Source organism: Ruegeria sp. BE10, from assembly GCF_056538905.1.
Map to the genome: position 1 here is coordinate 1 of NZ_JBQFTX010000005.1, position 25,961 is coordinate 25,961.

The 25,961-nt window shown below is 58.6% G+C and carries 27 protein-coding genes and 1 pseudogene; 17 read left to right on the forward strand and 11 right to left on the reverse strand.

Annotation, left to right across the window (positions count from 1 at the left end; genetic code table 11):
• Together ACR0M2_RS12315 and ACR0M2_RS12320 are read right to left on the reverse strand one after the other, a co-directional pair.
• Positions 1-224, reverse strand: a pseudogene (locus ACR0M2_RS12315) (hypothetical protein); the annotation flags it as partial.
• A 54-nt stretch (positions 225-278) separates the two neighbouring features.
• Entirely contained in the window at positions 279-992 is a 714-nt protein-coding gene (locus ACR0M2_RS12320) for a uroporphyrinogen-III synthase (protein ID WP_480705323.1), read from the reverse strand.
• 97 nt (positions 993-1,089) lie between these two features.
• Between ACR0M2_RS12320 and tsaD the strand changes: the two genes are divergently transcribed.
• The 5 genes from tsaD (at position 1,090) to ACR0M2_RS12345 (ending at position 5,121) form a co-directional block, all read left to right on the forward strand.
• Positions 1,090-2,187: a tRNA (adenosine(37)-N6)-threonylcarbamoyltransferase complex transferase subunit TsaD gene (tsaD, locus tag ACR0M2_RS12325; protein WP_480705325.1), complete on the forward strand. Its 1,098-nt coding sequence runs from the start codon at positions 1,090-1,092 to the stop codon at positions 2,185-2,187.
• On the forward strand, positions 2,184-3,146 hold the full coding sequence (locus tag ACR0M2_RS12330) for an NAD(P)H-dependent glycerol-3-phosphate dehydrogenase (RefSeq protein ID WP_425081210.1): 963 nt from the start codon (positions 2,184-2,186) through the stop codon (positions 3,144-3,146). The genes tsaD and ACR0M2_RS12330 overlap by 4 nt, the downstream gene beginning before the upstream one ends.
• Position 3,147: 1 nt before the next feature.
• Positions 3,148-3,417, forward strand: a complete 270-nt coding sequence (locus ACR0M2_RS12335) for a YciI family protein (RefSeq protein ID WP_170349518.1) — start codon at positions 3,148-3,150, stop codon at positions 3,415-3,417.
• Positions 3,417-3,839 carry an EVE domain-containing protein gene (locus ACR0M2_RS12340; protein ID WP_170349519.1) on the forward strand — a complete coding sequence of 141 codons (423 nt, stop codon included), beginning with the start codon at positions 3,417-3,419 and terminating at the stop codon, positions 3,837-3,839. Before ACR0M2_RS12335 ends, ACR0M2_RS12340 begins: the two co-directional genes overlap by 1 nt.
• Positions 3,840-3,999: 160 nt before the next feature.
• Entirely contained in the window at positions 4,000-5,121 is a 1,122-nt protein-coding gene (locus ACR0M2_RS12345) for a hypothetical protein (RefSeq protein ID WP_480705327.1), read from the forward strand.
• A gap of 194 nt (positions 5,122-5,315) precedes the next feature.
• Here ACR0M2_RS12345 and ACR0M2_RS12350 read toward each other — a convergent pair whose 3' ends face one another.
• The 4 genes from ACR0M2_RS12350 to ACR0M2_RS12365 all read right to left on the reverse strand — a co-directional run bounded on the left by ACR0M2_RS12350 (position 5,316) and on the right by ACR0M2_RS12365 (position 8,367).
• The gene (locus ACR0M2_RS12350) at positions 5,316-5,657 is read right to left on the reverse strand and encodes a DUF2853 family protein (RefSeq protein ID WP_170349521.1); all 342 of its coding nucleotides are present in this window, start codon (positions 5,655-5,657) and stop codon (positions 5,316-5,318) included.
• A gap of 142 nt (positions 5,658-5,799) precedes the next feature.
• Positions 5,800-6,549: an extensin-like domain-containing protein gene (locus ACR0M2_RS12355; RefSeq protein ID WP_480705328.1), complete on the reverse strand. Its 750-nt coding sequence runs from the start codon at positions 6,547-6,549 to the stop codon at positions 5,800-5,802.
• A gap of 13 nt (positions 6,550-6,562) precedes the next feature.
• Positions 6,563-7,951 carry an adenosylhomocysteinase gene (gene ahcY / locus ACR0M2_RS12360; protein WP_170396897.1) on the reverse strand — a complete coding sequence of 463 codons (1,389 nt, stop codon included), beginning with the start codon at positions 7,949-7,951 and terminating at the stop codon, positions 6,563-6,565.
• Positions 7,952-8,052: 101 nt separating this feature from the next.
• Positions 8,053-8,367, reverse strand: coding sequence for a hypothetical protein (locus tag ACR0M2_RS12365; RefSeq protein ID WP_425081214.1), 315 nt, complete (start codon positions 8,365-8,367; stop codon positions 8,053-8,055).
• Between the two features lie 204 nt (positions 8,368-8,571).
• Here ACR0M2_RS12365 and ACR0M2_RS12370 point away from each other — a divergent pair, with 204 nt between their 5' ends.
• Positions 8,572-9,165 (forward strand): HD domain-containing protein, encoded by a 594-nt coding sequence (locus ACR0M2_RS12370; RefSeq protein ID WP_170349525.1) that lies wholly within the window; start codon positions 8,572-8,574, stop codon positions 9,163-9,165.
• 35 nt (positions 9,166-9,200) lie between these two features.
• On the opposite strand, the gene ACR0M2_RS12375 is transcribed toward ACR0M2_RS12370, so the two are convergent.
• From ACR0M2_RS12375 to ACR0M2_RS12385, 3 genes are all read right to left on the reverse strand, one after another.
• Entirely contained in the window at positions 9,201-9,587 is a 387-nt protein-coding gene (locus ACR0M2_RS12375; RefSeq protein ID WP_170349526.1) for a hypothetical protein, read from the reverse strand.
• A gap of 18 nt (positions 9,588-9,605) precedes the next feature.
• On the reverse strand, positions 9,606-10,160 hold the full coding sequence (locus ACR0M2_RS12380; protein WP_142637470.1) for an ActR/PrrA/RegA family redox response regulator transcription factor: 555 nt from the start codon (positions 10,158-10,160) through the stop codon (positions 9,606-9,608).
• 85 nt (positions 10,161-10,245) lie between these two features.
• Positions 10,246-10,866: an SCO family protein gene (locus tag ACR0M2_RS12385; RefSeq protein WP_480705331.1), complete on the reverse strand. Its 621-nt coding sequence runs from the start codon at positions 10,864-10,866 to the stop codon at positions 10,246-10,248.
• A gap of 92 nt (positions 10,867-10,958) precedes the next feature.
• Between ACR0M2_RS12385 and regB the strand changes: the two genes are divergently transcribed.
• The 10 genes from regB (at position 10,959) to ACR0M2_RS12435 (ending at position 23,561) form a co-directional block, all read left to right on the forward strand.
• Positions 10,959-12,356, forward strand: coding sequence for a sensor histidine kinase RegB (gene regB, locus ACR0M2_RS12390; protein WP_170515345.1), 1,398 nt, complete (start codon positions 10,959-10,961; stop codon positions 12,354-12,356).
• 64 nt (positions 12,357-12,420) lie between these two features.
• Positions 12,421-13,926: a PAS-domain containing protein gene (locus ACR0M2_RS12395; RefSeq protein ID WP_480688564.1), complete on the forward strand. Its 1,506-nt coding sequence runs from the start codon at positions 12,421-12,423 to the stop codon at positions 13,924-13,926.
• A gap of 41 nt (positions 13,927-13,967) precedes the next feature.
• Complete coding sequence (gene tsaE, locus ACR0M2_RS12400) at positions 13,968-14,441, forward strand: tRNA (adenosine(37)-N6)-threonylcarbamoyltransferase complex ATPase subunit type 1 TsaE (RefSeq protein WP_170349530.1); 474 nt, start codon at positions 13,968-13,970, stop codon at positions 14,439-14,441.
• The gene (locus tag ACR0M2_RS12405) at positions 14,438-15,442 is read left to right on the forward strand and encodes an aminoglycoside phosphotransferase family protein (RefSeq protein ID WP_480638495.1); all 1,005 of its coding nucleotides are present in this window, start codon (positions 14,438-14,440) and stop codon (positions 15,440-15,442) included. The genes tsaE and ACR0M2_RS12405 overlap by 4 nt, the downstream gene beginning before the upstream one ends.
• Complete coding sequence (locus ACR0M2_RS12410) at positions 15,439-16,125, forward strand: nucleotidyltransferase family protein (RefSeq protein ID WP_480638494.1); 687 nt, start codon at positions 15,439-15,441, stop codon at positions 16,123-16,125. Before ACR0M2_RS12405 ends, ACR0M2_RS12410 begins: the two co-directional genes overlap by 4 nt.
• A complete protein-coding gene (gene addB, locus ACR0M2_RS12415) occupies positions 16,118-19,045 on the forward strand; it encodes a double-strand break repair protein AddB (RefSeq protein WP_480705334.1) in 2,928 nt (975 codons plus the stop codon). Before ACR0M2_RS12410 ends, addB begins: the two co-directional genes overlap by 8 nt.
• Entirely contained in the window at positions 19,042-22,401 is a 3,360-nt protein-coding gene (gene addA / locus ACR0M2_RS12420; protein ID WP_480705336.1) for a double-strand break repair helicase AddA, read from the forward strand. The genes addB and addA overlap by 4 nt, the downstream gene beginning before the upstream one ends.
• A gap of 9 nt (positions 22,402-22,410) precedes the next feature.
• A complete protein-coding gene (gene trxA / locus ACR0M2_RS12425) occupies positions 22,411-22,782 on the forward strand; it encodes a thioredoxin (protein ID WP_226689009.1) in 372 nt (123 codons plus the stop codon).
• Between the two features lie 69 nt (positions 22,783-22,851).
• The gene (locus ACR0M2_RS12430) at positions 22,852-23,202 is read left to right on the forward strand and encodes a Lin0512 family protein (RefSeq protein WP_480705338.1); all 351 of its coding nucleotides are present in this window, start codon (positions 22,852-22,854) and stop codon (positions 23,200-23,202) included.
• Entirely contained in the window at positions 23,199-23,561 is a 363-nt protein-coding gene (locus tag ACR0M2_RS12435; RefSeq protein WP_170506426.1) for a Lin0512 family protein, read from the forward strand. Before ACR0M2_RS12430 ends, ACR0M2_RS12435 begins: the two co-directional genes overlap by 4 nt.
• Before the next feature lie 55 nt (positions 23,562-23,616).
• On the opposite strand, the gene ACR0M2_RS12440 is transcribed toward ACR0M2_RS12435, so the two are convergent.
• Positions 23,617-23,811: a DUF1127 domain-containing protein gene (locus ACR0M2_RS12440; protein ID WP_170349537.1), complete on the reverse strand. Its 195-nt coding sequence runs from the start codon at positions 23,809-23,811 to the stop codon at positions 23,617-23,619.
• Positions 23,812-24,008: 197 nt separating this feature from the next.
• Here ACR0M2_RS12440 and hslV point away from each other — a divergent pair, with 197 nt between their 5' ends.
• Entirely contained in the window at positions 24,009-24,566 is a 558-nt protein-coding gene (gene hslV, locus ACR0M2_RS12445) for an ATP-dependent protease subunit HslV (RefSeq protein ID WP_058283350.1), read from the forward strand.
• On the opposite strand, the gene ACR0M2_RS12450 is transcribed toward hslV, so the two are convergent.
• Positions 24,558-25,799, reverse strand: coding sequence for an MFS transporter (locus tag ACR0M2_RS12450; RefSeq protein ID WP_170349538.1), 1,242 nt, complete (start codon positions 25,797-25,799; stop codon positions 24,558-24,560). The genes hslV and ACR0M2_RS12450 overlap by 9 nt on opposite strands.
• Positions 25,800-25,961: the final 162 nt, after the last annotated feature.

Consider the following 25,961-nt stretch of genomic DNA (forward strand, 5'->3'; position numbering starts at 1 on the left):
GCTTCGGCTTCGGCTTCGGCTTCGGCTTCGGCTTCGGCTTCGGCTTCGGCTTCGGCTTCGGCTTCGGCTTCGGCTTCGGCTTCGGCTTCGGCTTCGGAAAAGCCCTCTTCTACCGGCTCGGCCGCGTCAACAGTAGCTTGTTCCTCGGCAATTGTGGATTCGACCGCTTCGTCCGACTTGGGGTCTTCCACTGGCTTTTGATCGGTTTTCTTCTTACGAGCCACCGCAACATTCCCCTTATCGAATCCAAAATCATATGAATAACAGGCCACTCTAAGTTAATCGGTGGTCTCGCTACCCTCAACCCGCATCGCATGTTTCACAAGTTTTTTAACCGCTTTCCGCATTTTCTTCGGGGTTGGCGCTTTGGCGACCCTTAAATGCGCATAGTCCAAAAAATAAAGGGGTTCCGCAGTCGCTTCGCTGATTGCGGCCAGCCACAGGGGCGCTGAACCAGCCCAGATATCGGCAAATTGTCGCGCCGTCCGGGGCGAAAATAACGGTGCGATGACCGGCTCTTTGCCATCGGCGGCGGCTGCGGCCTCGGGTGTCAGCGGTAACAGGCGCTGCTGATAGACGGCCTGTTCGCGCACGGTCAGTCCCGACTCGGTCAGGCGGGTGGCGACATTGCCCCGGCTGTGTTCTCCACGCAAATGCAAAAGCGGGCTGTCGGGCCGATGTTTCAGCAGATAGGCCACCAGTTCTTCGGCCGCTGCGCCAACCATCTGCGCGTTCCAACCAGCACTTTGGGCCGTGCTGGTGGTGGCCGGGCCGACGCAAAAGGCGGGCATGTTCCGAGACAAGCCCAAGGATACGGCAGCATTCACCCCATTGGCCGAGGTGAAAATCAGTCCCCGCACACCACTGGTGTCGACATTGATCGGCAAGGGGTTGATTTCGAGTAGTGGGGAATAGATGACCTTGACCCGGGATCTGGTGCGGGCCGGCAGCTGCGCGACAAACCGTTCTGAGGCGGCGCGCGGGCGGGTCATCAACAAATACAACGGTCGGCGCCTTCCGCCTTGGGATTGTTTGCATCCGCGCAGGGTGATACCCCGCTTGGCAGTCATGGTGTAACGGATCAGGCCAATGGTGCAAACACTTACCATCCTCGGGTTGGAAAGCAGCTGTGATGACACGGCCGCCGCCGTCGTGCGCCAAACCGATGGTGCAGAGGCCGAGGTTCTGTCTTCTATCGTGCATGGCCAGACCGAGTTGCACAGCGCTTTTGGCGGCGTAGTGCCCGAAATTGCCGCCCGCGCGCATGCCGAAAAACTGGATGTCTGCGTGGTGCAGGCATTACAGTCCGCAGGGCTGACCCTGGCCGATATGGACGCCATCGCGGTCACCGCCGGGCCGGGTCTGATCGGCGGCGTCATGTCGGGCGTCATGTGTGCCAAGGGGCTGAGTGCAGCATCTGGCCTGCCATTGGTCGGGGTGAACCATCTGGCCGGGCATGCCCTGACACCGCGTCTGACGGATGGGATCGCTTTTCCTTATCTGATGCTGTTGGTCTCGGGGGGGCATTGTCAGTACCTGATTGCCCACGGACCGGAAAATTTCACCCGTCTGGGCGGCACCATCGACGATGCCCCCGGCGAAGCGTTCGACAAAACCGCCCGCCTGCTGGGCTTGCCGCAACCCGGCGGCCCCTCGGTCGAGGTCGAAGCCCGGTCGGGCGATCCTAAGCGGTTCCGCTTTCCCCGCCCACTGCTGGACCGGCCAGGATGTGATCTGTCGTTCTCGGGGCTCAAGACCGCGCTGATGCGGATGCGAGACCAGATCGTTGCCGAAAAGGGTGGGTTGACCCGACAGGACCGCGCAGATCTGTGCGCTGGGTTTCAGCAGGCCATTGTCGACACATTGGCCGAAAAAACTCGCCGGGCGATGGATCTGTATTTGGAGGAAAACCCTGCAGAGCCGGTGATCGCGGTTGCAGGTGGCGTAGCAGCAAATTCGGCAATTCGTGCAGCATTAGAGACCGTTTGCATAGAAAAAGGTGCGCGATTCACGGCCCCGCCGCTGAACCTATGCACCGATAACGCCGCCATGATTGCCTATGCCGGGATGGAGCGGTTTCGTACCGGTGCCCGGGATGGATTGGACCTGACCGCCCGGCCCCGCTGGCCGTTGGATCAGACCAGTCCCGCCATGCTGGGCAGCGGTAAGAAGGGAGCCAAAGCATGAGTGTTGCTGTCCTTGGGTCAGGTGCATTTGGCACCGCGCTCGCGATCTCGCTGGCCGGGAACGGATCGGTGACGCTGTGGTCGCGCAACACCGTGCAAGCCAAACAAATGCAAGACAGCCGCGAAAACGCTGCGCGCCTGCCAAACGTCGCCCTGCCGGACGAAGTGTTGGTGACAGCCGACATGCAGGACGCCGTGACCGCTGATGTCTTGCTGCTGGCGGTGCCTATGCAGAAATTGCGTGCAGCTCTGACGGAACATGCCCCGGTTTTGGCCGGTAAGACGCTGGTTGCCTGCTGTAAGGGGATCGAACTGTCCTCGGGCCTTGGTCCAATCTCGGTGATCCGCCAGACTATCCCGGATGCGCACCCGGCCCTGTTGACCGGGCCCAGCTTTGCCGATGACATCGCGCGCGGGCTGCCCACGGCGCTGACGCTGGCCTGCGCGGATGGTGATCTGAGCGAAACGCTGCAGACCGAACTGACCACTGCGAACCTGCGCCTTTATCGCACCACCGACGTGATCGGCGCGGAACTGGGCGGGGCATTGAAGAACGTCATGGCCATCGGCTGCGGCGCTGCCATTGGGGCCGGACTGGGCGACAGTGCCCGCGCTGCCCTGATGACCCGTGGTTTTGCCGAGATGCAGCGGTTCGCTTTGATGCGCGGTGCGCGTCCCGATACCTTGATGGGCCTGTCTGGATTGGGCGATCTGGTGCTGACCTGCTCATCCGAATTGTCCCGAAATTATCGTTTTGGCCTGTGTTTGGGTCAAAATCGCCCTTTCGACAGCCAAACAACGGTCGAAGGCGTCGCAACCGCGCGCGCCATGGCGGACATTGCCACGGCTGAGGGGCTGGACATGCCCATCAGCGCCACGGTGGCCGACCTGAGCCACGGTACCTATAGTGTGCCCCAAGCCATTCAAACCCTGCTCAACCGACCCCTCAAGGAGGAATAATATGCTCATTGCCCTGATCGCCAAGGACAAGGACGGTGCCCTGCAAACCCGGCTGGACAATCGCGCCAACCACCTGGCCTATATCGAGGAAACTGGCGTTGTTGCACAGGCAGGCCCCCTGCTGGACGGCGACGCGATGATCGGCTCGTTGATCATTCTTGAGGTCGAGGACATGGCTGCTGCGCAAACATGGGCAGACAACGATCCCTATGCCAAAGCAGGGCTGTTTCAATCCGTTGATCTTATCGTATGGAAGAAGGTCGTCGGCTGATGGCATATTGGCTGTTCAAATCCGAACCCTCAACCTGGAGCTGGGACCAGCAGGTTGCCAAAGGGGATGCGGGTGAAGAGTGGGACGGCGTGCGCAATTATCAGGCGCGCAATTTCATGCGTCAGATGGCAATCGGTGACCGCGGGTTTTTCTACCACTCGCAAAAGGACAAGGCGATTGTCGGCATTGTCGAGGTCTGCGCCGAGGCCCACCCCGACAGCACCACAGATGATGAACGCTGGGAATGTGTGGATATCAAGGCTGTACGCCCGTTCACCACAGCTGTCACTTTAGAGCAGATCAAGGCAGATGAACGTCTGGACGAGATGGTGCTGGTGAAAAACTCGCGCCTGTCCGTTCAACCTGTGACTGATGAGGAATGGGCAACCATCTGTGCGCTGGGGGCCACCCAACCGGATTGACGGAATCAACGTCTAAGGGTGCAAACCTTCTCAAACCACCAATAAAATGGTATATTTTTAGAGCTGCACCATGTGGGGGCAATGGCGGCCGCAGTTTCAGTGGTCGTCTGTCTTTTGGTGTTGCTCGATCTTTGGTTGATCAATTCGAAAGCAAGAACCCATGTCTGACGTTGAAGGCAGCGGTGGGAAGAACGAAGACATTGCTGCTGAGCTGAGTTCAAAATGCTGGGAAGCGCGCCTTGAGATTGCGCGAAAACAGCGCGCCGCTGCGCTGGCCGATGTGCAGCAATCAGGTCACCTGAAAATGTCACCGGAAATCGAGATTGAAGCGCCGCAGGAAGACAGCCCCGCAGAACCCGGTGAATTCAAATTTGAGCAGGTTGTGTTCAAAAGTTCTCAGTCGAAACACCCAATACAACCGCCCCGAAAACAGCGCGTCAATCGCATGTATCCGATCGTTTTTGGTGCAATGTTCTGTGGCGCTGCCCTGCATTGGGCCGCAACAAGTGTTTTGGCAGGATGGCGAAACCCCGACGCGGTGGTTCAAACCAGCTTATCTATTGATACAACAGCAGAAATCGACGCAAACGCAAATCCGGTGGCAGGTGATCCAAATGACGGTGATACGACCCTGTCCAGCTTGGAATCGGACGCGGCAGAACCGATTTCGCGGTTTGCCAAAGTGACGCACAAGACGTCCACTGCAAATACGGGGCCAGGGTCAGAAAGGAGCAGTTCAGTTGTTCCAATGAACTATGCGCCTGCCTGGGGTGAGACGCTATTGCCGCCAGTGATACAAGGCTCTTACGAACCGGTGGCTCCGCTAACAACCGTACCTGACCTCGTGATCGCCCGAGCCACCGCACCGAGATCGGTTCTCGTGATCCCCGAAAAACATGACAGCCTGCCTAATCATGACCAGCCGGCTGAAACAGGGGTATCTCTTTTTGTACCCGTTGGCGTGTCGAACGAAACCAGCATCGCCGTGCTTGAGATTTTGACCTCGGACCAGACTGACGTGATTGCAACAGCGCGGGTAAATTATGCCGTGAAGGCGACTCAGGTCCGATTCTATCACCCCAAGGACGCGCAAATTGCGGAACTGACAGCAAATTTGCTTGGCGGTATCTCTCGGGACTTTACGAAGTCCGGTCTAAAAACGCGACCGGGTCATATTGAGGTTTATTTGGCCGGTAAGGGGGGTGGAAGAAAACGCCAACCAAATCGAGGGCCAGATTCAGTGGAACGGTTTGTTGCCCGAATTATTGAAGAGTTCCAATAAAAATGCGGGAAGGTTCCGACGATGCAGAACCTTCCCTACCCCCGCGTGCTCCCTACTCACCACACGCGTCTGGAAATCTTTGGCTCTGACCGTACTGGTCACTCTTAGATTTTAGCCGAGTTCTGGTGGTCAGCACAAACACCAAGTGCTTAAAATTGAAAACGCCCGCCAGTGGCCTGACGGGCATCAAGGGATCAGCCGTAGACCGACTCTTTGCCGAAATGCTTGGTCAGCATGTAATAGACAACGGCGCGGTATTTGTTACGCTCAGACATGCCATAGGTTTCAAGCGCAGTGTTGATTGCACCCGTCAACTCTGGCCCGTCTGACAGGCCCAGCTTCTTGATCAGAAAGTTGTTCTTGACCGTCTCGATCTCACCTTCCTGCGTGGCAGCCACGGTCGACGCGTCGGCGTCATAGATCGCCGGACCACATCCGATTGTGACCTTGGTCAGCAGGTCCATGTCAGGGTCCATTCCGCATTTGTTTTTCAGATCATCTGCGTATTTTGCGATCAGCTCGTCGCGTTTTCCCATGTCCCAATCTCCCTAAGTTACAATGAAACGGCACCCTTACCGTCTTCATTAAGGTTAGCCGCGACGGATATTTTTCCGAAAGGAAAAAATTAAGGGATTTCTCCCCCTAATGCCGATAAGGGCGCAAAGCGGCCCGGCTAGCCTAGCGGCAAAAGCCCCAACCCGGACCCTGCAGGTGGAAATGGTCGGCATGCAAGCGATTGTAATCTGGCCCCAAAACAACCCGGAACCAGTCACAAGCACCACGTCCAATTCGATGCAAAAAGGCGGCCTCGGGTCCGGGTGTGTCCCAATCTGTCAGCAGGGTCAGGGATCGGCCATCCCCCAGTTGCAGGCCGATTATATCAATCGCGTCCGCGGTGGCGTGGCTGCTCCAGCCGCTGTCCTGCCCCTGCGCAGTGCGCACCCGGCGGCAATTGTAGCTGCCCACGTGGCGTAAGGCGCGCACGTCGGTGCCCAGGATCTCGCGCGCGGCCGGCTGCACCACGTGATGTTCCCATAAGGCCAGCCGCAATGTTGTGGTGCAGCTGGTTTCGACCGCTTCGATCCGTGCAGTGGTCAGACCAGACAAGAGGCCCCGACCGGCAATGCCGCAGTTCCGATCCACCACCAGCTCGTCCATCGGCTCAAAAACCACTCCGGCTGCGGACAGGGCGGCCCGGCACTGTGCCTCATCCCCCAATGCGTGGCGCAGCTGATACGCGGTGACCGGCGTAACCGGTGCTGTCACGGTCAAGTCCCGCAGCGGGTTCCAATGTGGCGGCACCGGAGTTTGCGGATGCGACAACACCCACCACCCGCCGCCGCCCACGACGATCAGCAAGGCAACGAGTGTAAAAAAGAAAGACGCCGCCAGATACAAAATCCGGCGGCGTCCTGTGCGTTTGGTCATACCCGTTCCGCAATCAATAGCGGTAATGCTCGGGCTTATAGGGGCCTTCGGGTTTCACGCCGATATAGGCCGCCTGTTCGTTGTCCATCTTGGTCAGTTTCACACCGATACGGTCCAAATGCAGACGGGCGACTTTCTCATCCAGATGTTTGGGCAGGATGTAGACGTCGTTTTCATACTGATCACCCTTGGTGAACAGCTCGATCTGCGCCAGAACCTGGTTGGTGAACGAGGCCGACATTACGAATGAAGGATGCCCGGTGGCGTTGCCGAGGTTCAGCAGACGACCTTCGGACAGCAGAATGATGCGGTTGCCCGAGGGCAGCTCGATCATATCCACCTGTTCCTTGATGTTGGTCCATTTGTGGTTCTTCAGGCTGGCCACCTGAATTTCATTGTCGAAATGACCGATGTTGCCAACGATGGCCATATCCTTCATCTCGCGCATATGCTCTATGCGGATCACGTCCTTGTTGCCGGTGGTGGTGATGAAGATATCAGCGCTGGCGACTTCGTCTTCCAGCAGGGTGACCTCGAACCCGTCCATTGCGGCCTGCAGGGCGCAGATCGGGTCAACCTCGGTCACTTTTACACGGGCACCCGCACCGCGCAGCGACGCGGCCGAGCCTTTGCCCACGTCACCATAACCACAAACGACAGCAACTTTACCGGCCATCATCGTGTCGGTGGCACGACGGATGCCGTCGACCAGCGATTCCTTACAACCGTATTTGTTGTCGAATTTCGACTTGGTGACACTGTCGTTCACGTTGATCGCCGGGAACGGCAGGTGGCCGTCTTTCACCAGCTGATACAGGCGGTTCACACCGGTGGTGGTTTCCTCGGACACGCCCTGGATCTGATCACGCATCTTGGTGAACCAGCCAGGGCTTGCCGCCATTCGCTTGGCGATCTGGGCCTTAATGACTTCTTCCTCTTCCGAGCCCGGAACGGGGATGATGTCTTCGCCGGCTTCGGCACGTGCGCCCAGCAGGATATACAGCGTTGCGTCGCCGCCATCATCCAGAATCATGTTCGGGCCGTCTTCGAACAGGAAGGATTTGTCCAGATAATCCCAATGCTCTTCCAACGTCTGGCCTTTGATCGCAAAGACCGGAATACCAGCCTCGGCAATGGCTGCCGCCGCGTGATCCTGGGTTGAGAAGATGTTGCACGACGCCCAGCGCACATCCGCGCCCAACGCCACCAATGTTTCGATCAGAACAGCCGTCTGGATGGTCATGTGCAGCGAGCCGACGATCCGCGCACCTTTAAGGGGCTTTGCGTCACCGTATTCCGCGCGCAGGGCCATCAGGCCCGGCATCTCGGTTTCGGCGATGTCCAGCTCTTTGCGGCCAAACCCGGCCAGCGCAATGTCTTTGACGATATAGTCCCCGGCCATCATATACTCCATTCCGGTAAGCAGGTCCGGGCTGCCCCCTAGCATCCCTTGGGGCAGGTAGCAACGCAGATGGCCGAAAACAGATTATTTGGCAGCAAAAATCAGCTGGGCTCACCCTTTAGTGTAATCTTCGGGATCGCTTCAAAAAAATCGGTGCCAACGGCGACAATACAACTAATGCCGTTCGCTTGGGTCACCAGAACCGTGTAGCTTCCGGTTTCCTTCGAGGTCCAAACCTCCATAACCGCCTGCGCACCACGCGTTTTCTGCAATCCACCAAAGACTAGCTCTTCTGCATAGCTGTCTTGCAGCTTGGCGATCACATGCTCGCGTTGCGCACAACCTTGGGCAAATGCAGGGGGGGCAGTGGCGGCCATTCCAAAGGCCAGGGTAATTCCAAACAGTCGCTTAAACATAGTAGCTCCCTTCGATACGAGTTACGTTCCGAGAGGGGCACACCAGGAGGAGCATGCACCCCCCTCAGCACAGATGTCGGTATCACCACGCGCCAATTCAAAGCACGTCTGGTCAAGAAAAAGTTGGCAGCTGGTGATCTCGACAGGTACATCATAACACAAAAACCCAAAACTTACGTGAGCGACTTCACAGGGCATGGCATAATGGCAACACAAGCACGAGCGTGGCAAAGAATGCTGTCGGGGCGCAGGCTGGATCTGCTGGATCCGACCCCCGTGGACATCGAAATCGAAGATATCGCCCACGGATTGGCCTTTGTGGCCCGTTGGAACGGCCAAACGGCGGGTGATTTCGCCTATTCCGTGGCCGAGCATTCCCTGCTGGTCGAAGAGCTTTTTGGCCGGATTGCGCCCAAAGCACCGGTGAAATGGCGCCTCGCGGCTTTGTTACATGATGCGCCGGAATATGTGATCGGAGATATGATCTCGCCGGTCAAATCCGCCGTTGGCCCCGATTACGGCGCTTTGGATGATCGTCTGGCGGCCGCGATCCACATTCGGTTCGGGTTGCCTGCTGCAGTGCCGAAAACGGTGAAACGGCAGATCAAGAAAGCCGACAAGATCAGCGCCTGGATGGAGGCAACGCAAATCGCGGGGTTTTCCGAGGCCGAGGCGACGAAGTTCTTTGGTCGTCCGGATAAGTCGGTGATGGAAGGATTGACGATTACGTTACGCCCGCCGGTTGAGGCACGCGAGGCGTATATGGCGCGGCATGAGAATCTGATCCAGAAGATTTAACAAAGGATGGCGTGTTCTCGGATCAATTGGTCCAATCAATAGGAAATGTACAAAAATCCGATCACAGACAGACCGATCAGAGTCAACCAGCCGATAAGTTGATATAGAAACCTCAATTTCTCCGCATTCATCTCACCGGTATCAAAGGGCTCCAGAGATGAACGGGTTTGCTTGGCCCCAATAAGTTTGGGGAAAAGTGCCGACAAAGCATGGGCGATGCCGAAGAAGGTCAAAAGAGAACAAGTTGCTAGTCCAAAGACACTCGCCGTTAAGCCGGTCATAGTCCATGGTCCATTCCAAGTTTGAAAAACAATGGATCCCACAACGATCAGAGCTCCGAGGGAACAGACGCCAAAAACCAAAGCGCCTAGACGTTGCACCCAAGTTTCAGGCGCGGTTTTCGCCAATAGCTGCAACACCATTCGAACTGAGTCTGTAGCCTACCTCGGACTGCGCTTCGCCAAAATTCGCTGCAACGTTCGGCGGTGCATGTTCAGGCGACGGGCGGTCTCGGAGACATTCCGGTCGCACAGCTCATACACCCGCTGGATATGCTCCCAGCGCACGCGGTCCGCGCTCATGGGGTTTTCCGGCGGTGGCGGCAGTTCGTCACCTTTGGCCAGCAGCGCATTGGTGATGTCGGTGGCATCGGCGGGTTTTGACAGGTAGTCGGTCGCGCCGATCTTGACGGCGGCCACGGCGGTGGCAATCGCGCCATATCCGGTCAGAACCACAACCCGGCTGTCGGGGCGTTTTTCGCGCAAAACTTCGACCACATCCAGACCGTTGCCATCCTCAAGCCGCAGGTCGACAACGGCATATGCAGGGGGGCGGGCTGTAGAAATGGCGCGGCCTGCGGCGACGGAACCTGCGGTCTCAACTTCGAACCCGCGCTTCTCCATGGCTTTGGCCAGACGTCTCAGAAACGGCTCATCATCATCCACCAAAAGCAGGGATTTATCGGGGCCGATATCCAGGTCAGAGCTGTCCGCCATATTCTGTTCTTTCCGTAATTTTACGTCTTTGGCTTAAACATGAGTAATAGCAGCGCCATTTCAAAGGTCAAATCGACTGTGCGCCCTACATCTGATCCAGGAAGCACCCGACCTTGTCGGCCATCTGCTCCGCCGTGTCGTCGCGGTTGAAGAATTCCAGGAATCCATGCTCGGGCGTCATCAGGTAAGTAAAGGTGGAATGGTCGACCAGATAGAATTCGTCGCTTTTGTCATGAGCCTTGTAATAGGTCTTGTAGGTTTGGCTGGCAGCCTTGACCTGCTCGGGCGTGCCGGTCAACGCGATGGTTTTGCCGCCCAGATTGAACGCATAATCAGCCATCACTTCGGGTGTGTCGCGATCCGGGTCGATCGAGATGAACAGCGGCGTCACAGACTGGCCACGCTCAGCCAGAATATCCACGGCCTCGGCATTGCGCGACATATCGAAAGGGCAGACATCGGGGCAGAAGGTATAGCCGAAATAAACCAGCGTCGGCTCGGTGATCACATCTTTGTCGGTAACGGTCTCTCCCTTGCCGTTGATCAGCTCGAACGGGCCGCCAATCGCGGCTGAGCCACCGGCGATCTGGCCGGAACGGCATTGCGCGAACCGATCGTCCGACCGGCCCCCCAGCGTCAGCAGCCACATGGCGCCCAGGCCAACGGCCAGAACAACGGTTGCGAGGATGGCATAAAGGCGGGTCATGACATCAATCCTGAAATGAGAGGGGTTGTTGATCGTTTTCGCCGGGACACCTATCAAGATGAACAGCCGATGCAACAGGACATAATAGACCGATGGCAAATTCCAACATCACTTCGTGGACCGGTCAAGAAGGCAGCAACTGGATTCGGCTGCGCACGCTGATCCTATTGCGCTGGGTGGCCATCATTGGCCAGTTCACGGCCATCACTGTGGCACAGCGATATTATCACGTGCAGCTGGAACTGGCCCTGTGTTATCTGGCCATTGGTGTTTCGGTCATGGGCAACATGACGGCCATTCTTCTGTTCCCGCAAAACAAACGCCTGACCGAGTTCGAGAACTTCCTGATGGTTCTGTTCGATTTGCTGCAGCTGGCCATTTTACTTTATCTGACCGGTGGTCTGAACAACCCGTTTGCATTGCTGCTGCTTGGGCCGGTGACCATTTCGGCCAACGTAATGAGTACGCGTTCAACCCTGATCGTGGGGGGTGTTGCGATTGTTGTGGCATCCTTGCTGGCTGAGTTTCATCTGCCGCTGCGCACGGATCAGGGCGAGGCTTTGCTAATCCCCGACATGTTATTGTTCGGAAACTGGGCCGCGATCGTTATCGCAATTGTGTTCATCGGTGCCTATTCGCACCGCGTCAGTTCCGAGGTCCGATCCATGTCCGAAGCGCTTGCAGCCACCCACATGGCCCTGGCGCGCGAACAGAAGCTGACCGATCTGGGCGGTGTGGTCGCCGCCGCCGCGCATGAGCTGGGAACGCCATTGGCCACGATCAAGCTGACCAGTTCCGAGCTGATCGAAGAGCTGGATGACCGCCCCGACCTGAAAGACGATGCCGCACTGATCCGCGAACAGGCCAATCGCTGCCGCGATATCCTGCGCGATATGGGCCGCGCCGGCAAAGATGATCTGCATCTGCGGCAGGCTCCTCTGTCCACCGTGGTGCATGAAGCCGCCGAACCGCATATTCATCGCGGCAAGACGGTGCATTTTGACGAAGGGCCTGCCGGGGACGGTGATGTGCAGCAACCCTCGATCCTGCGCAAGCCCGAGATCATTCACGGATTGCGCAACCTGATCCAGAATGCGGTGGATTTCGCCCGCGCCAATGTCTGGGTCGAGGCCGAATGGACCACCGATCAGATCACCATCAATATCATGGATGACGGGCGCGGTTACCCTTCGCAGATGATTGGTCGTATTGGTGATCCCTTCATGCGCCGCCGCCGAGCCGAATCCGATCAGCGGACCCGCCCGGGGTATGAAGGCATGGGGCTGGGGTTATTCATTGCCAAAACCCTGCTGGAACGCAGCGGGGCAGAGCTTCAATTCGCCAACGGGTCAGATCCCTATCAGAACCTGAGCGACAAAAAAGACCGGCGGGGCGCAATCGTACAGGTTTCCTGGCCGCGAAATCTGATCGACGCGCAAACCGGCGACACGCCTGTCCCGTCGGGTGCGAACCAGCGTATCCAGGTCTGAGTTAAGACCCCGTTAACCATTAACGGGCATAGTTCCTTCTCGTGATGTCAGTACCGAGGAGAGCATGGTCGACTGGATCATTCTGGCCGCTATCAGCCTGGTATCCGCCAGCCTGGCGGTGCAATGGCTTTTGCCCCGTCGTCGGCAGCGGGGCGATAGTTTCGGTCTGTCCTCACCCGCGTCGCTGTTCGATGCAGTGTTTCTGTTCGATGAGGACCGCCTTATCAGCCATTCCGATATTTCTCTGGAAGGGTTTCAGGCAGTCCGCGACTGGCCTGATCTGCGCCGCCTGCTGCAACGGGACTTTCCGACCTTTCCGGAAACACCAGACCGTATTCGACGCGAAGGTACCCTGGTCATTCCTGCCATCGACTGCACCATCGAACGCGATGTCCTGTGTGAATGGATCGACGGGATCGTGCGGGTGCAACTGCGCGACAGTACCGACCGCCCCGACCCGGTGCAGCGCGACCCCCAAGACCCGATCCGGCTGGCGATGGAACAGGCCCCCTATCCGGTTTGGCTGCTGGATCATCAAGGTAACGTGCGTTGGTGCAATGCCGCCTATGTCTCACTTGTGCGCAAGGTCCGTGGTCAGGATACTGATTTGACCGCACCGATGTTCCCCGGCGCTGATGAAGACGCACGGTTGGGGGCAAAAAGCCGCATCTCAATTTCGTCCGAAGGCAGCGGCAACAAGCTGTGGTTCGATCTCACTCTGGTGGATCACCCCGAGGGGCACCTGTGCTATGCCGTCGATATCAATGCCATCGTCGCCGCAGAGACCGCTCAGCGCAAGTTCGTCCAGACAATGACGAAAACCTTTGCTCAATTGTCTATCGGGCTGGCCATATTTGACCGCAACCGACAACTGGCCTTGTTCAACCCGGCGCTGATCGATTTGACCACCCTGCCCCCGGATTTCCTCAGTTGCCGCCCCAGTCTGTCCAGCTTTTTTGACCGTCTGCGGGATCAACACATGATGCCGGAACCCAAGAATTATCGCGGGTGGCGCAACCAGATGAACGACCTGCTCGAAGCGGCCGAGGACGGGAATTACCAGGAAACCTGGTCGCTGCCATCGGGGTCAGTATATTCGGTCAGCGGGCGGCCCCATCCCGACGGCGCCGTAGCTTTTCTGTTCGAAGATATCACGGCCGAGATTACCCTGACCCGGCGCTTCCGCTCGGAAATGGATCTGATGCAATCGGTTCTGGATAAGTTGGCCGATGCCATCGCGGTGTTTGGTGATGACGGAACACTGGCATTTACCAATCGCACCTATCAACAATTGTGGGGGGATTCTGGTGAGGCCGGGTTCGAACCGGATTCCGTGCTGGATGTGACGCGTGGCTGGCAGGAACAATGCGTTGCCTCACCGATCCTCGGCGAGATTCGCGATTTCGTGGAAATGCGCGACAACCGTGCTGAATGGTCCAACGACCTAAAGCTGCGGAACGGCACCCAACTGTCCTGTACGGTCAGTCCCATGCAGAACGGCGCAACGATTGTGCGGTTCTCGGTCGAGGATGCGCCGTCAACCCTGCCGATCCGTCAAATCAGCGCCTGAACCGGGTTGCAGCCGCCCGGGCGTACGGTCATTGTGGCGCCATGACGTTGCACGCCCGTTCGATCACCCTGAATTCGCCCGAAGAAACCGCCGATCTGGCCGCACGGCTGGGTGCAAAATTGCGCCCTGGCGACATCTTGTTGCTTGAGGGTGAGATCGGCAGCGGCAAGACCCATTTTGCGCGCAGCCTGATCCAATCACTGATGTCTGTGCCCGAGGACGTGCCTTCGCCCACCTTCACGCTGGTACAAGCCTATGATACCCTACCTGGCGAGATCTGGCACTGCGATCTGTACCGGCTAAGCGCCTTGGAAGAGATCGAAGAACTGGGGCTGTCCGACGCTTTTGAAACTGCCATTTGCCTGATTGAATGGCCGGACAAGCTGGGTCCGCTGACCCCTGCCACTGCCCTGACCTTGCATTTGAAAACAGACCCTAACACGACGGGTTTGCGATATCTGACCCTTTCGTGGTCCGATCCGAAATGGCCCCAAATACTGGAGAGTGCCGCATGACGAACCGGGCTGTGCTGGCCGAGGCGCTGATTGCACAAACACCATGGTCCAACGCCACGCGCGCACCGCTGGCCGGGGATGCCTCGAACCGCCGGTACGAACGTTTGACCGATCCAGACACTGGCCGCACGGCGGTTTTCATGGACTCACCTCCGGGCAAGGCCGAACCGGTTGAGGCTTTTGTCCGCATGGCCAACTATCTGCGGGAAGTCGGGCTTAGCGCACCCGAAATCTATGCCGAGGACACAGAATTCGGCTTTCTGTTGCTGGAGGATCTGGGCGATGATCTGTTCGCCCGCGTCCTCAGGCAAAACCCTCGGATGGAGCGCGAGCTGTATGAGGCTGCAACCGACGTTCTGATCGAGCTGCACAAGGCACCTACCCTGTCACTGCCGTCTTATGATCCGACGATGATGACCGAATTGGCTGCGTTGTCCTTCACCAAATACGCCCAAGCGGTATTGGGGGAACATGATGCAGACGCTCGGATACGGTTTGAAAACCGCTTTGCGGATATTTTGCACCAAGAAACCTCGGGCCGCAAAGTGGTGATCCAACGTGACTATCACGCGGAAAATATGATCTGGTTGCCGGACCGTGACGGGGTCAAGCGGGTAGGATTGCTGGATTTCCAGACCGCGATGCTGGGCCACCCGGCCTATGACCTCGTGTCGATGTTGCAAGATGTGCGCCGTGATGTGGCACCGGGGACCGAGATGCGGATGGTAAACCGATACATCGATGCAACCGGCGAAAAGGATCATGACTTTCGCACTGCCTACGCCGTGTTAGGTGCGCAACGAAACCTGCGCATTCTGGGCGTGTTCGCCCGATTGGCGGTGGACTATGGAAAACCGCAATACATCGATCTGATCCCGGCCACATGGGCGCATCTGATGCGCGATCTGGACCATCCTGCGCTGGTCTCTGTTGCTGATCTTCTGCGCAGCGCCCTGCCCGCCCCAACCCCGGAAAACCTGGACAGGCTCAGACAGACATGACCCGACACCCCGACGCCGTGATGTTGTTTGCCGCCGGGTTTGGCACCCGTATGGGCACTTTGACCAAAGACCGGCCCAAACCCCTGATCGAGGTCGCAGGCCGCCCGCTGATCGATCACGCGCTGGATTTGACGGACGATCTGCCCGCTGATCGAGTGGTTGCTAACCTGCATTATTTGCCCGACCAGCTTGCAGCGCATCTGACCCCCAAGGGCGTGCTGACCTCTTTGGAAGAGCCGGAAATTCTGGAAACAGGCGGTGGGCTGCGTGCTGCTCTGCCCCTACTGGGGCTGGATCCGGTATTTACCTTGAATACGGATGCAATCTGGTCCGGGCCGAACCCTCTGACCCTTTTGCGCAAAGCCTGGGACCCCAACCGAATGGATGCGCTGCTTATGTGTGTTCCCATCGCCCAGACCATCGGGCATGCCGGACCGGGCGATTTCACGGCAGATGCCGAGGGCCGGATCACCCGTGGCCCCGGATTGGTCTATGGCGGGGCGCAGATCATTAAGACCGAAGGGCTGGCAGCCATATCGGAACAGGAATTTTCGCTGAACTTGCTGTGGGATCAGATGCACAAACAGGGCCGTCTATTCGCGGCCACCTACCCCGGTCGCTGGTGCGACGTGGGCCGCCCCGAGGGGATTGCCCTGGCCGAGGGGCTAATTGCCGATGTTTGAGCCCAGCGCCGCACCCCGCGTCTTTGCCGTGCCTCCGGGCGCAGATTTTCCAAAGGCTCTGGTGGATGGCCTGCGTCTACGCGCCAATGACCAACCGGCCGAGGCGCTGGCCCGGGTCCAACTGGTTGTCAACACGCGCCGTATGGCCCGGCGCGTACGCGATCTGTTCGATCAGGGCTCGGCCTGCCTATTGCCACGCCAATCGCTGGTGACCGATCTGGGCGAAAGCGTCGATCTGGCGCAAATCCCGCCCGCCATCCCCGCATTGCGACGCAAGTTGGAGCTGACGCAACTGATTGCCAAGCTCTTGGAACAACAGCCTGATCTCGCTGCGCGATCCTCATTGTTCGATCTGTCCGACAGTCTGGCGGCGCTGATTGACGAAATGCAGGGCGAAGGTGTTTCGCCAGACGCGATCCGGCAGCTGGATGTCAGCGACATGTCTGGTCATTGGGCACGGGCCCAGGCTTTTATCGGGATTGCCGACCATTTCATTGACTCTGGCCCTGATGCGCTGGACGCGCAGGCGCGGCAACGGCGTGTGGTGGAAAACCTGATTGATCGCTGGCAGGTTTTGCCCCCGCAGCATCCGGTAATCCTTGCGGGCTCTACCGGCTCGCGTGGCACCACATTGATGCTGATGGAGGCTGTCGCCCGCCTGCCGCAAGGGGCGCTGATCCTGCCTGGTTACGATTTCGATCAACCTGACCATGTCTGGCAGGGATTGGACGATGCGCTAGCCTCAGAAGATCACCCGCAATACCGGTTCCGAAAACTGATGACCCGGCTTGAGATACAGCCGAGGCAGATCGAACGTTGGACGAACAACCCTGCCCCGTCCCCTGCCCGTAATCGGCTGATTTCACTGGCGTTACGCCCAGCGCCGATCACTGATGCCTGGATGTCCGAAGGTCCCCAGCTAACCGATCTGGATGGCGCCACCAAGGACCTCACCCTGGTTGAGGCGCAATCCCCCCGCGCCGAGGCATTGGCCATTGCCCTGCGTCTGCGTGAAGCGGCAGAATCCGGCCAGACCGCCGCGTTGATCACGCCTGATCGGATGCTGACTCGTCAGGTCAGCGCCGCATTGGATCGGTGGAACATTCTGCCGGATGACAGTGCGGGTCTGCCATTGCAGCTAACGCCTCCGGGCCGGTTTCTGCGCCATGTGGCTGGGCTTTTCGCCCGGAGGCTCGAGGGCGAGGCGCTGCTGACCCTGCTGAAACATCCGCTTTGCCACGATGGCGGCGATCGCGGTGCGCATCTGCTGCATACCCGTGATCTGGAACTGGATTTGCGGCGACACGGCCCTCCGTTCCCCGAAAGCGCCAGCCTGGCCGCTTTTGCCATCCGCAAAGAGGTGCCAGAGCAGTGGATGCAATGGCTGGTGGCGCAATTCTGCGACCAGCACGTGACGGGTGAATTACCTCTATCCGAATGGGTGACCCGCCTGCGCAATCTGGCCGAGGCGATATCGGCCGGTAGTGAAGGCGACGCCGGAACGCTGTGGGACAAGAATGCGGGCCAAAAGGCGTTGTCGATTCTGACTGCGCTTGAGGACGAGGCCGAACATGGCGGCCCGATGACGGCCCATGATTTCGCCGACCTGCTGGGCGCGCTGCTGGCGGGGGAAGAGGTTCGCGACCGGGACGCGCCACATCCGCATATCATGATCTGGGGAACGCTTGAGGCCCGGGTTCAGGGCGCTGATCTGTTGATTCTGGGCGGCCTAAATGAAGGCAGCTGGCCCGAGGCGGCAGCACCTGACCCTTGGCTGAACCGACAGATGCGCGACAAGGCGGGGCTGTTGCTGCCCGAACGCCGCATTGGCCTGTCAGCGCATGATTTCCAACAAGCCGTCGGAGCGCCCGAGGTCTGGTTGACCCGCGCAACCCGATCCGATGACGCCGAAACCGTGCCATCGCGCTGGCTGAACCGGATGACGAACCTGTTGCAGGGCTTGCCGGGGCAGGGTGGTCCCGAAGCGCTGGCTTCAATGCGCGCTCGTGGCAAGCAATGGCTGCGTTGGTCGGAACAGCTTGAGGTCGCGCCGAAGATCGAACCGGCCGCGCGTCCATCGCCGCGCCCGCCGGTCGCCGCACGCCCACGCCGTCTGAGCGTGACCGAAATCAAACGCCTGATCCGCGATCCCTATGCGATCTACGCCAAACATGTGCTGCGCTTGCGGCCACTGGACCCCATGGTCCAGGCACCAGACGCTTTGCTGCGCGGGATCGTCATCCACGAAATCCTTGAACATTTCGTCAAGGACAGTGTTTTGGACAGCGCTTTGCTGACACGCGAGAATTTCCTGAAACGCGCTGAGACGCTGTTGGACCAGCATGTCGCGTGGCCGACCGCCCGCAAACTGTGGCTGGCACGGCTTGAGCGGATTGCCGATGACTTCCTTACCGCTGAAACCGCCCGACGTGGCGATGGCGGGCCAGTGGCGTTTGAGGCCGCGATGAAGCTGGTGCTATCGCCACTGGATTTCACCATCGCCGGACGAGCCGACCGAATCGATCACAACAGCCGTGGCGCGCTGCGGATCGTGGATTACAAGACCGGCACGCCTCCGACCGAAAGCCAGCAAGCCAAGTTCGACAAACAATTGCTGATCGAGGCCGCCATGGCCGAGCAAGGCGCCATCGAAGGCATCGATCCGTTACCGGTTGCCGAGGCTGTATTCATCGGCATGGGCGGTACTTACAAAGAGGTCGCGGCCCCATTGGCCAAGGAGCCGCCTGACAAGGTTCTGACCGAGCTGAAAGAGCTGGTATCTGCCTATTTAGAGCCTGATCAAGGCTTCACCGCGCGCCGGATGCTGCACAAGGACACGGATGTTGGCGACTATGACCACCTCGCCCGGTTCGGCGAATGGGACCGCACTGACAAAACCACACCCGAGGTGCTGAAATGAACGCCCGCAATGATGCAACCGAGCGGCAGGTGCAGGCGGCGCGCCCAGATGCCTCGACCTGGTTGGCGGCCAATGCGGGGTCGGGCAAGACGCGGGTTCTGACCGACCGGGTGGCACGGTTGCTGCTGGGTGGCGTGCAGCCGCAACATATCCTCTGCCTGACATACACCAAAGCCGCCGCCAGCGAGATGCAGAACCGGTTGTTCAAACGGTTGGGTGAATGGGCGATGCTGGGGGATGACAGTTTGCTGGCGCAGCTGACTGATCTGGGCGTGCCGGGCGTGATCGACCCTGACAGGCTGGCGCAGGCCCGCACCCTGTTTGCCCGCGCCATCGAAACGCCGGGTGGACTAAAAATCCAGACGATCCACTCATTCTGCGCTTCGCTATTGCGGCGATTTCCTTTGGAGGCCGGGGTTAGTCCTCAGTTTTCCGAGATGGAGGACCGGGCCGCAGCGTTATTGCGCGAAGAGATCGTCGAAGATTTTGCCGAAGGTGCGCAGGCCGCACTGATTGAGGATGTCGCCCGTTTCGTGACAGATTCCGGCTTTGACAATCTGACCGCCGCCGTCACGCATAAACGCAACCTCTTCTCTCAGCCAATAGAGTGGCCTGATCTGCTGCAACGTTTCGATCTGCCCGACGGGTTCGACGAAAACGCCCTGCTGGCCCGCGTGTTTCTGGGTGGTGAGGTCGACTTGATCCGCGCGATCCTGCCTGCACTGACCGAAAGTGGCGGCAATAACGCCAAGGCTGCGGCCAAACTGGCGGCGTTTACCGAGGCGCGCATCAACAGCTTGCCGCTGTTGGAGAGCGTGTTTCTGACGGGCAAATCGGCCAAAGAACCTTTTACCACCAAGATCAACAGTTTCCCCACCAAAGCCCTGCGGGAAGGCGTGTTGGCTGGTCATATGCCACAGCTCGAAGCCCTCATGCTTCGGATCGAGGCCGCACGCGAACACCGGCTGGCGCTGGTCGCGGCACGCAAAACACATGTTCTGCACCGTTTTGCTGCTGCCTTTTTGCCAGAATACGAACGCCGCAAGCTGTTGCGCGGCTGGCTGGATTTCGACGACCTGATCCTGCGCGCACGGCAGGTGCTTAACGATCCGGCCGTGGCGGAATGGGTGCTGTACCGTCTGGATGGCGGCATCGACCACATTCTGGTGGATGAGGCGCAGGATACCAGCCCAGATCAATGGGATGTTGTTGAAAAGCTAGCTCAGGAATTCACCAGCGGGGAAGGGGCCCGATCCGGGGTCGAGCGGACTATTTTCGTGGTCGGCGACAAGAAACAGTCGATCTATTCCTTTCAGGGCGCCGACCCGCAGGCCTTTGACCGGATGCAGCAGGAATTTGGGCGCAGATTGGAAGAATCAGGCTCTAAACTGTGGGATTCGACGCTAGAATACTCATTCCGATCCTCCAGTGCGATCCTCTCACTGGTCGATATCCTGTTCGAAAACCGTGCCGAGGCCGGGTTTCACAAGGATAGCCTGCACCGCGCATTTAAGGCCGATTTGCCGGGGCGCGTTGATTTGTGGCCGGTGGTGGAAAAGGTCGACGAAGATGATGATGGCGACTGGACCGATCCGGTGGATCGACCCGGTGCGCGGCACCACACCGTCATTCTGGCCGAACAGGTAGCCCGCTCGATCAAGACCATGATCGACACCGGCGAGACGATCCCCGAGGATGGTGACCGGCCCGGCACTTTCGTTCGGCGCAAGGTGCAACCGGGGGATTTTCTGATCCTCGTCCAACGCCGTTCAGACCTGTTTGCCGAGATCATCCGCGCCTGCAAGGCCGAAGGCCTACCCATTGCCGGGGCCGACCGTTTGAAAGTGGGCGCGGAACTAGCGGTCAAGGATCTGGCGGCGCTGTTGAGCTTTCTGGCCACGCCCGAGGACAGCCTGTCACTGGCCACAGTGTTGAAATCGCCTTTGTTCGGGTGGGGTGAACAACAATTGTTCGACCTGGCGCATCGGCGGCAGGAACAGTTTCTGTGGGCCGCCTTGCGACAACGGGCCGAGGAGTATCCCGAAACGCTAGGCATCCTCAACGATCTGCGCGGCCAAATCGACTTTCTGCGCCCTTATGACCTGATCGAACGCATTCTGACCCGGCATGACGGGCGGCGGAAACTATTGGGCCGATTGGGAGCCGAGGCCGAGGATGGTATCAATGCATTGCTGTCACAGGCGCTGGCTTATGAGCGCACTGATATCCCCAGTCTCACCGGGTTTTTGATCTGGATGCAAACCGACGATCTGGAAATCAAACGGCAGATGAGCGGTGTCGGCAACATGATCCGCGTGATGACGGTGCATGGCTCCAAAGGGCTTGAGGCCCCGATCGTGATCCTGCCGGATACCGGCAAGCGACAAGCCCCGCGTGATGCCGAGATCATGGTGGGAGAGGGCACACCGCTGTGGAAAGTACCCGCGGATGCCTCGCCAGCCTTGATCGCCCAGGCACGAGCCGAGGCACGGACGCGGGAAGAAAATGAACGGCTTCGACTGCTATATGTGGCTCTAACGCGGGCCGAAAAGTGGCTAATCGTCGGCGCCGCCGGGGATGTCGGCAAAGACGGAACCAGTTGGTACCAGATGGTCGAGGCTGCGATGGCACGGGCAGGGGCCGCAAAGGTCCTTGGCTCGGAAACCCTGCGTTTGTCACATGCAGATTGGGACGCGTTACCTCTTGTCGAACATGTGGAGCCTCAGATTGCCGCGACTCCGCTGCCCAACCAGTTCCTTTCCCCAGCGTCCGTGCCAGAACAGGCGCCCGAGACGCTCAGCCCGTCTGATTTAGGTGGGGCCAAAGCGTTGCCCGGAGATACCGGCCAGGATGAAGAGGCCGCCAAACTGCGTGGCACGCGCCTGCACCTGTTATTGGAGCACTTACCATCCGTTGCACCAGAGAATTGGCCGCAGCTTTGCGCCCGGGTTCTACCTGATATGCAACAACCTGACCGGCAGGAACTGTTGGATGAGGCGCAGGCCGTTCTGGCGGCTGACCATCTGAAATTCGTGTTCGCCAATAACACAATGGCCGAAGTCTCGGTGACCGCCGATCTGAACGGGCGGCGCATGCATGGAGTGATCGACCGTCTGATCGTGACCGAGGCGGATGTGCAGGTGATTGATTTCAAATCAAATACCACGGTTCCTGACAGCGCATCAGCCTGCCCCGAAGGTCTGTTGCGGCAGATGGGGGCCTATGCGCAGGCGCTGGCGCAGATCTATCCGGATCGGGAAATCCGGACCGCGATCCTGTGGACCCGCACTGCCGATCTGATGTGGTTGCCACACGATCTTGTGACGGACGCGCTGGCCTGCACCCAGATATCTTGACCTTGGGCGGTGCCGACCCTACGTTCTGTTCCCGAGTTTACCCCATTCAGGAGACAGAATATGTCGACCGTAGCCGTGACCGACGATACCTTTGACGCCGAGGTTAAGAATTCCGACATCCCCGTTGTTGTCGATTTCTGGGCCGAATGGTGTGGCCCCTGTAAGCAGATCGGCCCCGCCCTGGAAGAGCTGGCCGCTGAATACGGCGACAAGGTGAAAATCGCCAAGGTTGACGTAGACAGCAACCCGAACGCCGCCGCCGCCATGGGCGTTCGCGGTATTCCGGCGCTGTTCATCTTCAAGGACGGTCAGGTCGTCTCGAACCGCGCAGGCGCGGCGCCGAAGGCGGCACTGCAAAGCTGGATCGACGAATCCATCTGATCCAACGTGATCAGCAAGTCATCAAAGGCGCCTTGAACCGGGCGCCTTTTTTATTGCCGGGAGGATCAGATGGCAAAAACACGGGTACTTGTGGAGTTCGGCATGGGGACGTCTTTGCGCCGCGAGGATTATACCGAGGCCGCGCTGCGGGCGATCAAAGATGCACTATGGCACAATTCGGTCAACATGGCCGAGCTGTTCGATTTTCCGAAAGAAGCGATGATCATCGACGCCGAAATTGGGGTTCAGCAGCCCGAAAAGGTGGATCGAGACGCATTGACTGCCATTTTCCCTTATGGACAGCCCAATATCACCATCACTCAAGGTGGGTTGGATATTGAAAAGCCGCATACCGAAGGTCGGACAGTCATTGCCAATGCGGCCATCATCGTTTCTTTCGATATGGAGCCCGCGACATGACCGAAAAACGTATCATTCTGGAAATGGGTACCGGCAACGACCTGTATGGGCAGGATTACACCAAGGCTGCACGCCGGGCGGTGCAGGATGCACTGCATCATTCGTCGATCACGCTGTTCTCAAAGCTGGGTGTGGATCATACCGACATGCGCGTTTGCGTCACGATTGGGGTACAGGACCCTGACCAGGTGAATTGCGATCTTGTTGCCGCCGATCTTCCCCGCGGACGGGCCGAGGTGCGGGCTGTCAAAGGTGGGTTGGATATCGAAGATACTGAGGCCGGCACGAGACATGTGGTGGCAACCGCCGCGATCGAGGCTTTCCTGCCCGACCTGTCCGGCCAATACAAACTGTCCTGACAAAGAAAAAGCCGCTCGGACGAGCGGCTTGCATTCTTTTTGCACTGGGCGCGGATCAGACGTTTCTGATGTCCGCGCGGCACAGGCCGATATCTTCCAGCTGTGCGTCGCTCAGCTCCGACAGGGCCTTGCGTGTCTTGCGGGATTCATTCCACGCGATTGCTTTGTCATAGGTTCCGTAGAACGCGTCCACTACGTGCAGGATGGTAGCTGCTCCGAGCGGCGCATGGGTTTTAGCGATGGTTGCCATTTGCGCAGTCCTTATATGTGAAACAGCCGACCGGTTGTCGGTTGTGAGGCTCATGTAGGACGTCAGGCTGAGACTCACAATTGCTAGTCCGGTAACCCCGCATTGCGATTCCTGCATATCTTTTAAGCAGTTCGTGACCTGTTGCGCTGCGGACAGGTCCGGCCCATATAGGACGGCAGTTGAAAACGGAGGCTTTTATGGCGGATAGCGATTTTCCCGGATGGCACGGCACAACCATCATTGGCGTCAAAAAGGGCGGTCAGGTGGTGATTGCCGGTGACGGACAGGTCAGCCTGGGCCAAACCGTGATCAAGGGAACAGCACGCAAGGTGCGCCGCCTGTCGCCCGGCGGGTTTGAGGTTGTCGCCGGTTTCGCCGGGTCAACCGCCGATGCCTTCACCCTGCTGGAGCGTCTGGAAGCCAAGCTTGAGGCCACACCCGGCCAGCTGGCGCGCGCCTCGGTCGAACTGGCCAAGGATTGGCGCACAGACAAGTACCTACAAAAGCTTGAGGCGATGCTGATCGTCACCGACGGCAAGGACCTGCTGGTGATCACCGGGGCAGGGGATGTGCTGGAGCCCGAACACAACGTGGCCGCCATCGGCTCGGGTGGGAACTTTGCCCTCGCCGCAGCCCGCGCCATGATGGACAGCGACAAACCCGCCGAGGACGTGGCGCGCGAGGCAATGGCGATTGCCGCCGATATCTGCGTCTATACCAACGGCAACCTGACGGTCGAGACGATCTCAGGCTAACAGCGCCTTGATCTCTTTTCCTTTCCAGCGCAGGTGCATGCCGACCAGCCCCATCAGGGCTGTCGCGATGACGATGTAATAGGGTAGGCGGATATCAAAGCTCATCAATCCGCCGCCGATCAGAGACATGACACCGCCCGCCAGACAGAAGACAGCGGTGGTCACACCCATGACCCAACCCTGATCGGTCTCGGCAACGGCCGAAGAAAACAGCCCCAACAGGGTTGGGTATGAGACTCCGAAAAAGAAATAGAAGAAGAAAACCGGCACGTAACTCAGCACACCGCTGGGGCTGAAGGCAAAACCGAACCCGCAAATCACCATCACCACCAGCGAAGTGTAGATGATCTGGTGCTTGCTGAACCTCTCTTGCGCAGGCTTCACCAGGAAGGTGCTTGAGAACGCCAGCGCAAAACCGATCACCACCATCGCCATGCTACCGCCAATGACTCCGTATCCCCAGGCGCTGGTCAGGAAATTATCAACGAAGACATAGAAGGTGACATTGGCGATCATGAACAGCGCATAGACTGGCAGGATTTTCAGAACCATCGGGTGTTCTCGCACAGCAATCAGGCTGTCGGTCACGTCCCGCGGGCGGAACACAAAAGCCGTACGCTCGGTCCGGGTGTCCTTGAAAAAGGTCAGCACAAGGAAGATGGCGATCAACACCAGAATAAATGCGCCATAGAACGGGGTTTTCAGCGTGGCAAAGCTGCCCAGCAGGTTGGCATCGGACAGAACCGCGCCAATGATTGGGCCGCCGACAAGGCCAAAGCTGACACCGGTTATGATGTAACCCATGTTGCGGTCGCGATCCGCCGCATCGGTACTGCCGTCAATCATCGCCGCCTGCGCGATGGGCTGGTTCCCTGCGGTGAACCCGGTGATCGAACGGCCTATGATCAGCAACAGCAAGCTGTTCATATACAGCGCCGCAATGGTCAACGCATACCCTACCAGTGCCCCGCTCAGACAGACCAGCAGCGCATTCTTACGCCCGATGGAATCCGAGACCTTGGACACATAGACCACACCCAGAAACCACGACAAAAAGAAACAACCAATTACCAGCCCGTAATACAGATGGCGGCGACCATCGGGCGTACTCTCGGGCAGGAACCCCGATTTCGTCTCCATGATCAGCGAGTTGATGATGGGAAACACCAGTCCTTGCCCGATCAGGTCCACAAACACCACGAACAGCAAGGTGATCTTGGCAATTTTCGTCACTTTCACACTCCTGACCGTCAACACCTTGAAATCACTGTAACAGAGGGCGCGCGTTTCACCTATGGAAAGCGTTTGCAAACCGGATGGGCCATTGCTAACCAACGCTGCCAATGAAAAGGGCTTGGTTGTTTTCGCGATTGCGGTGATTACCTAAGCCCAAGA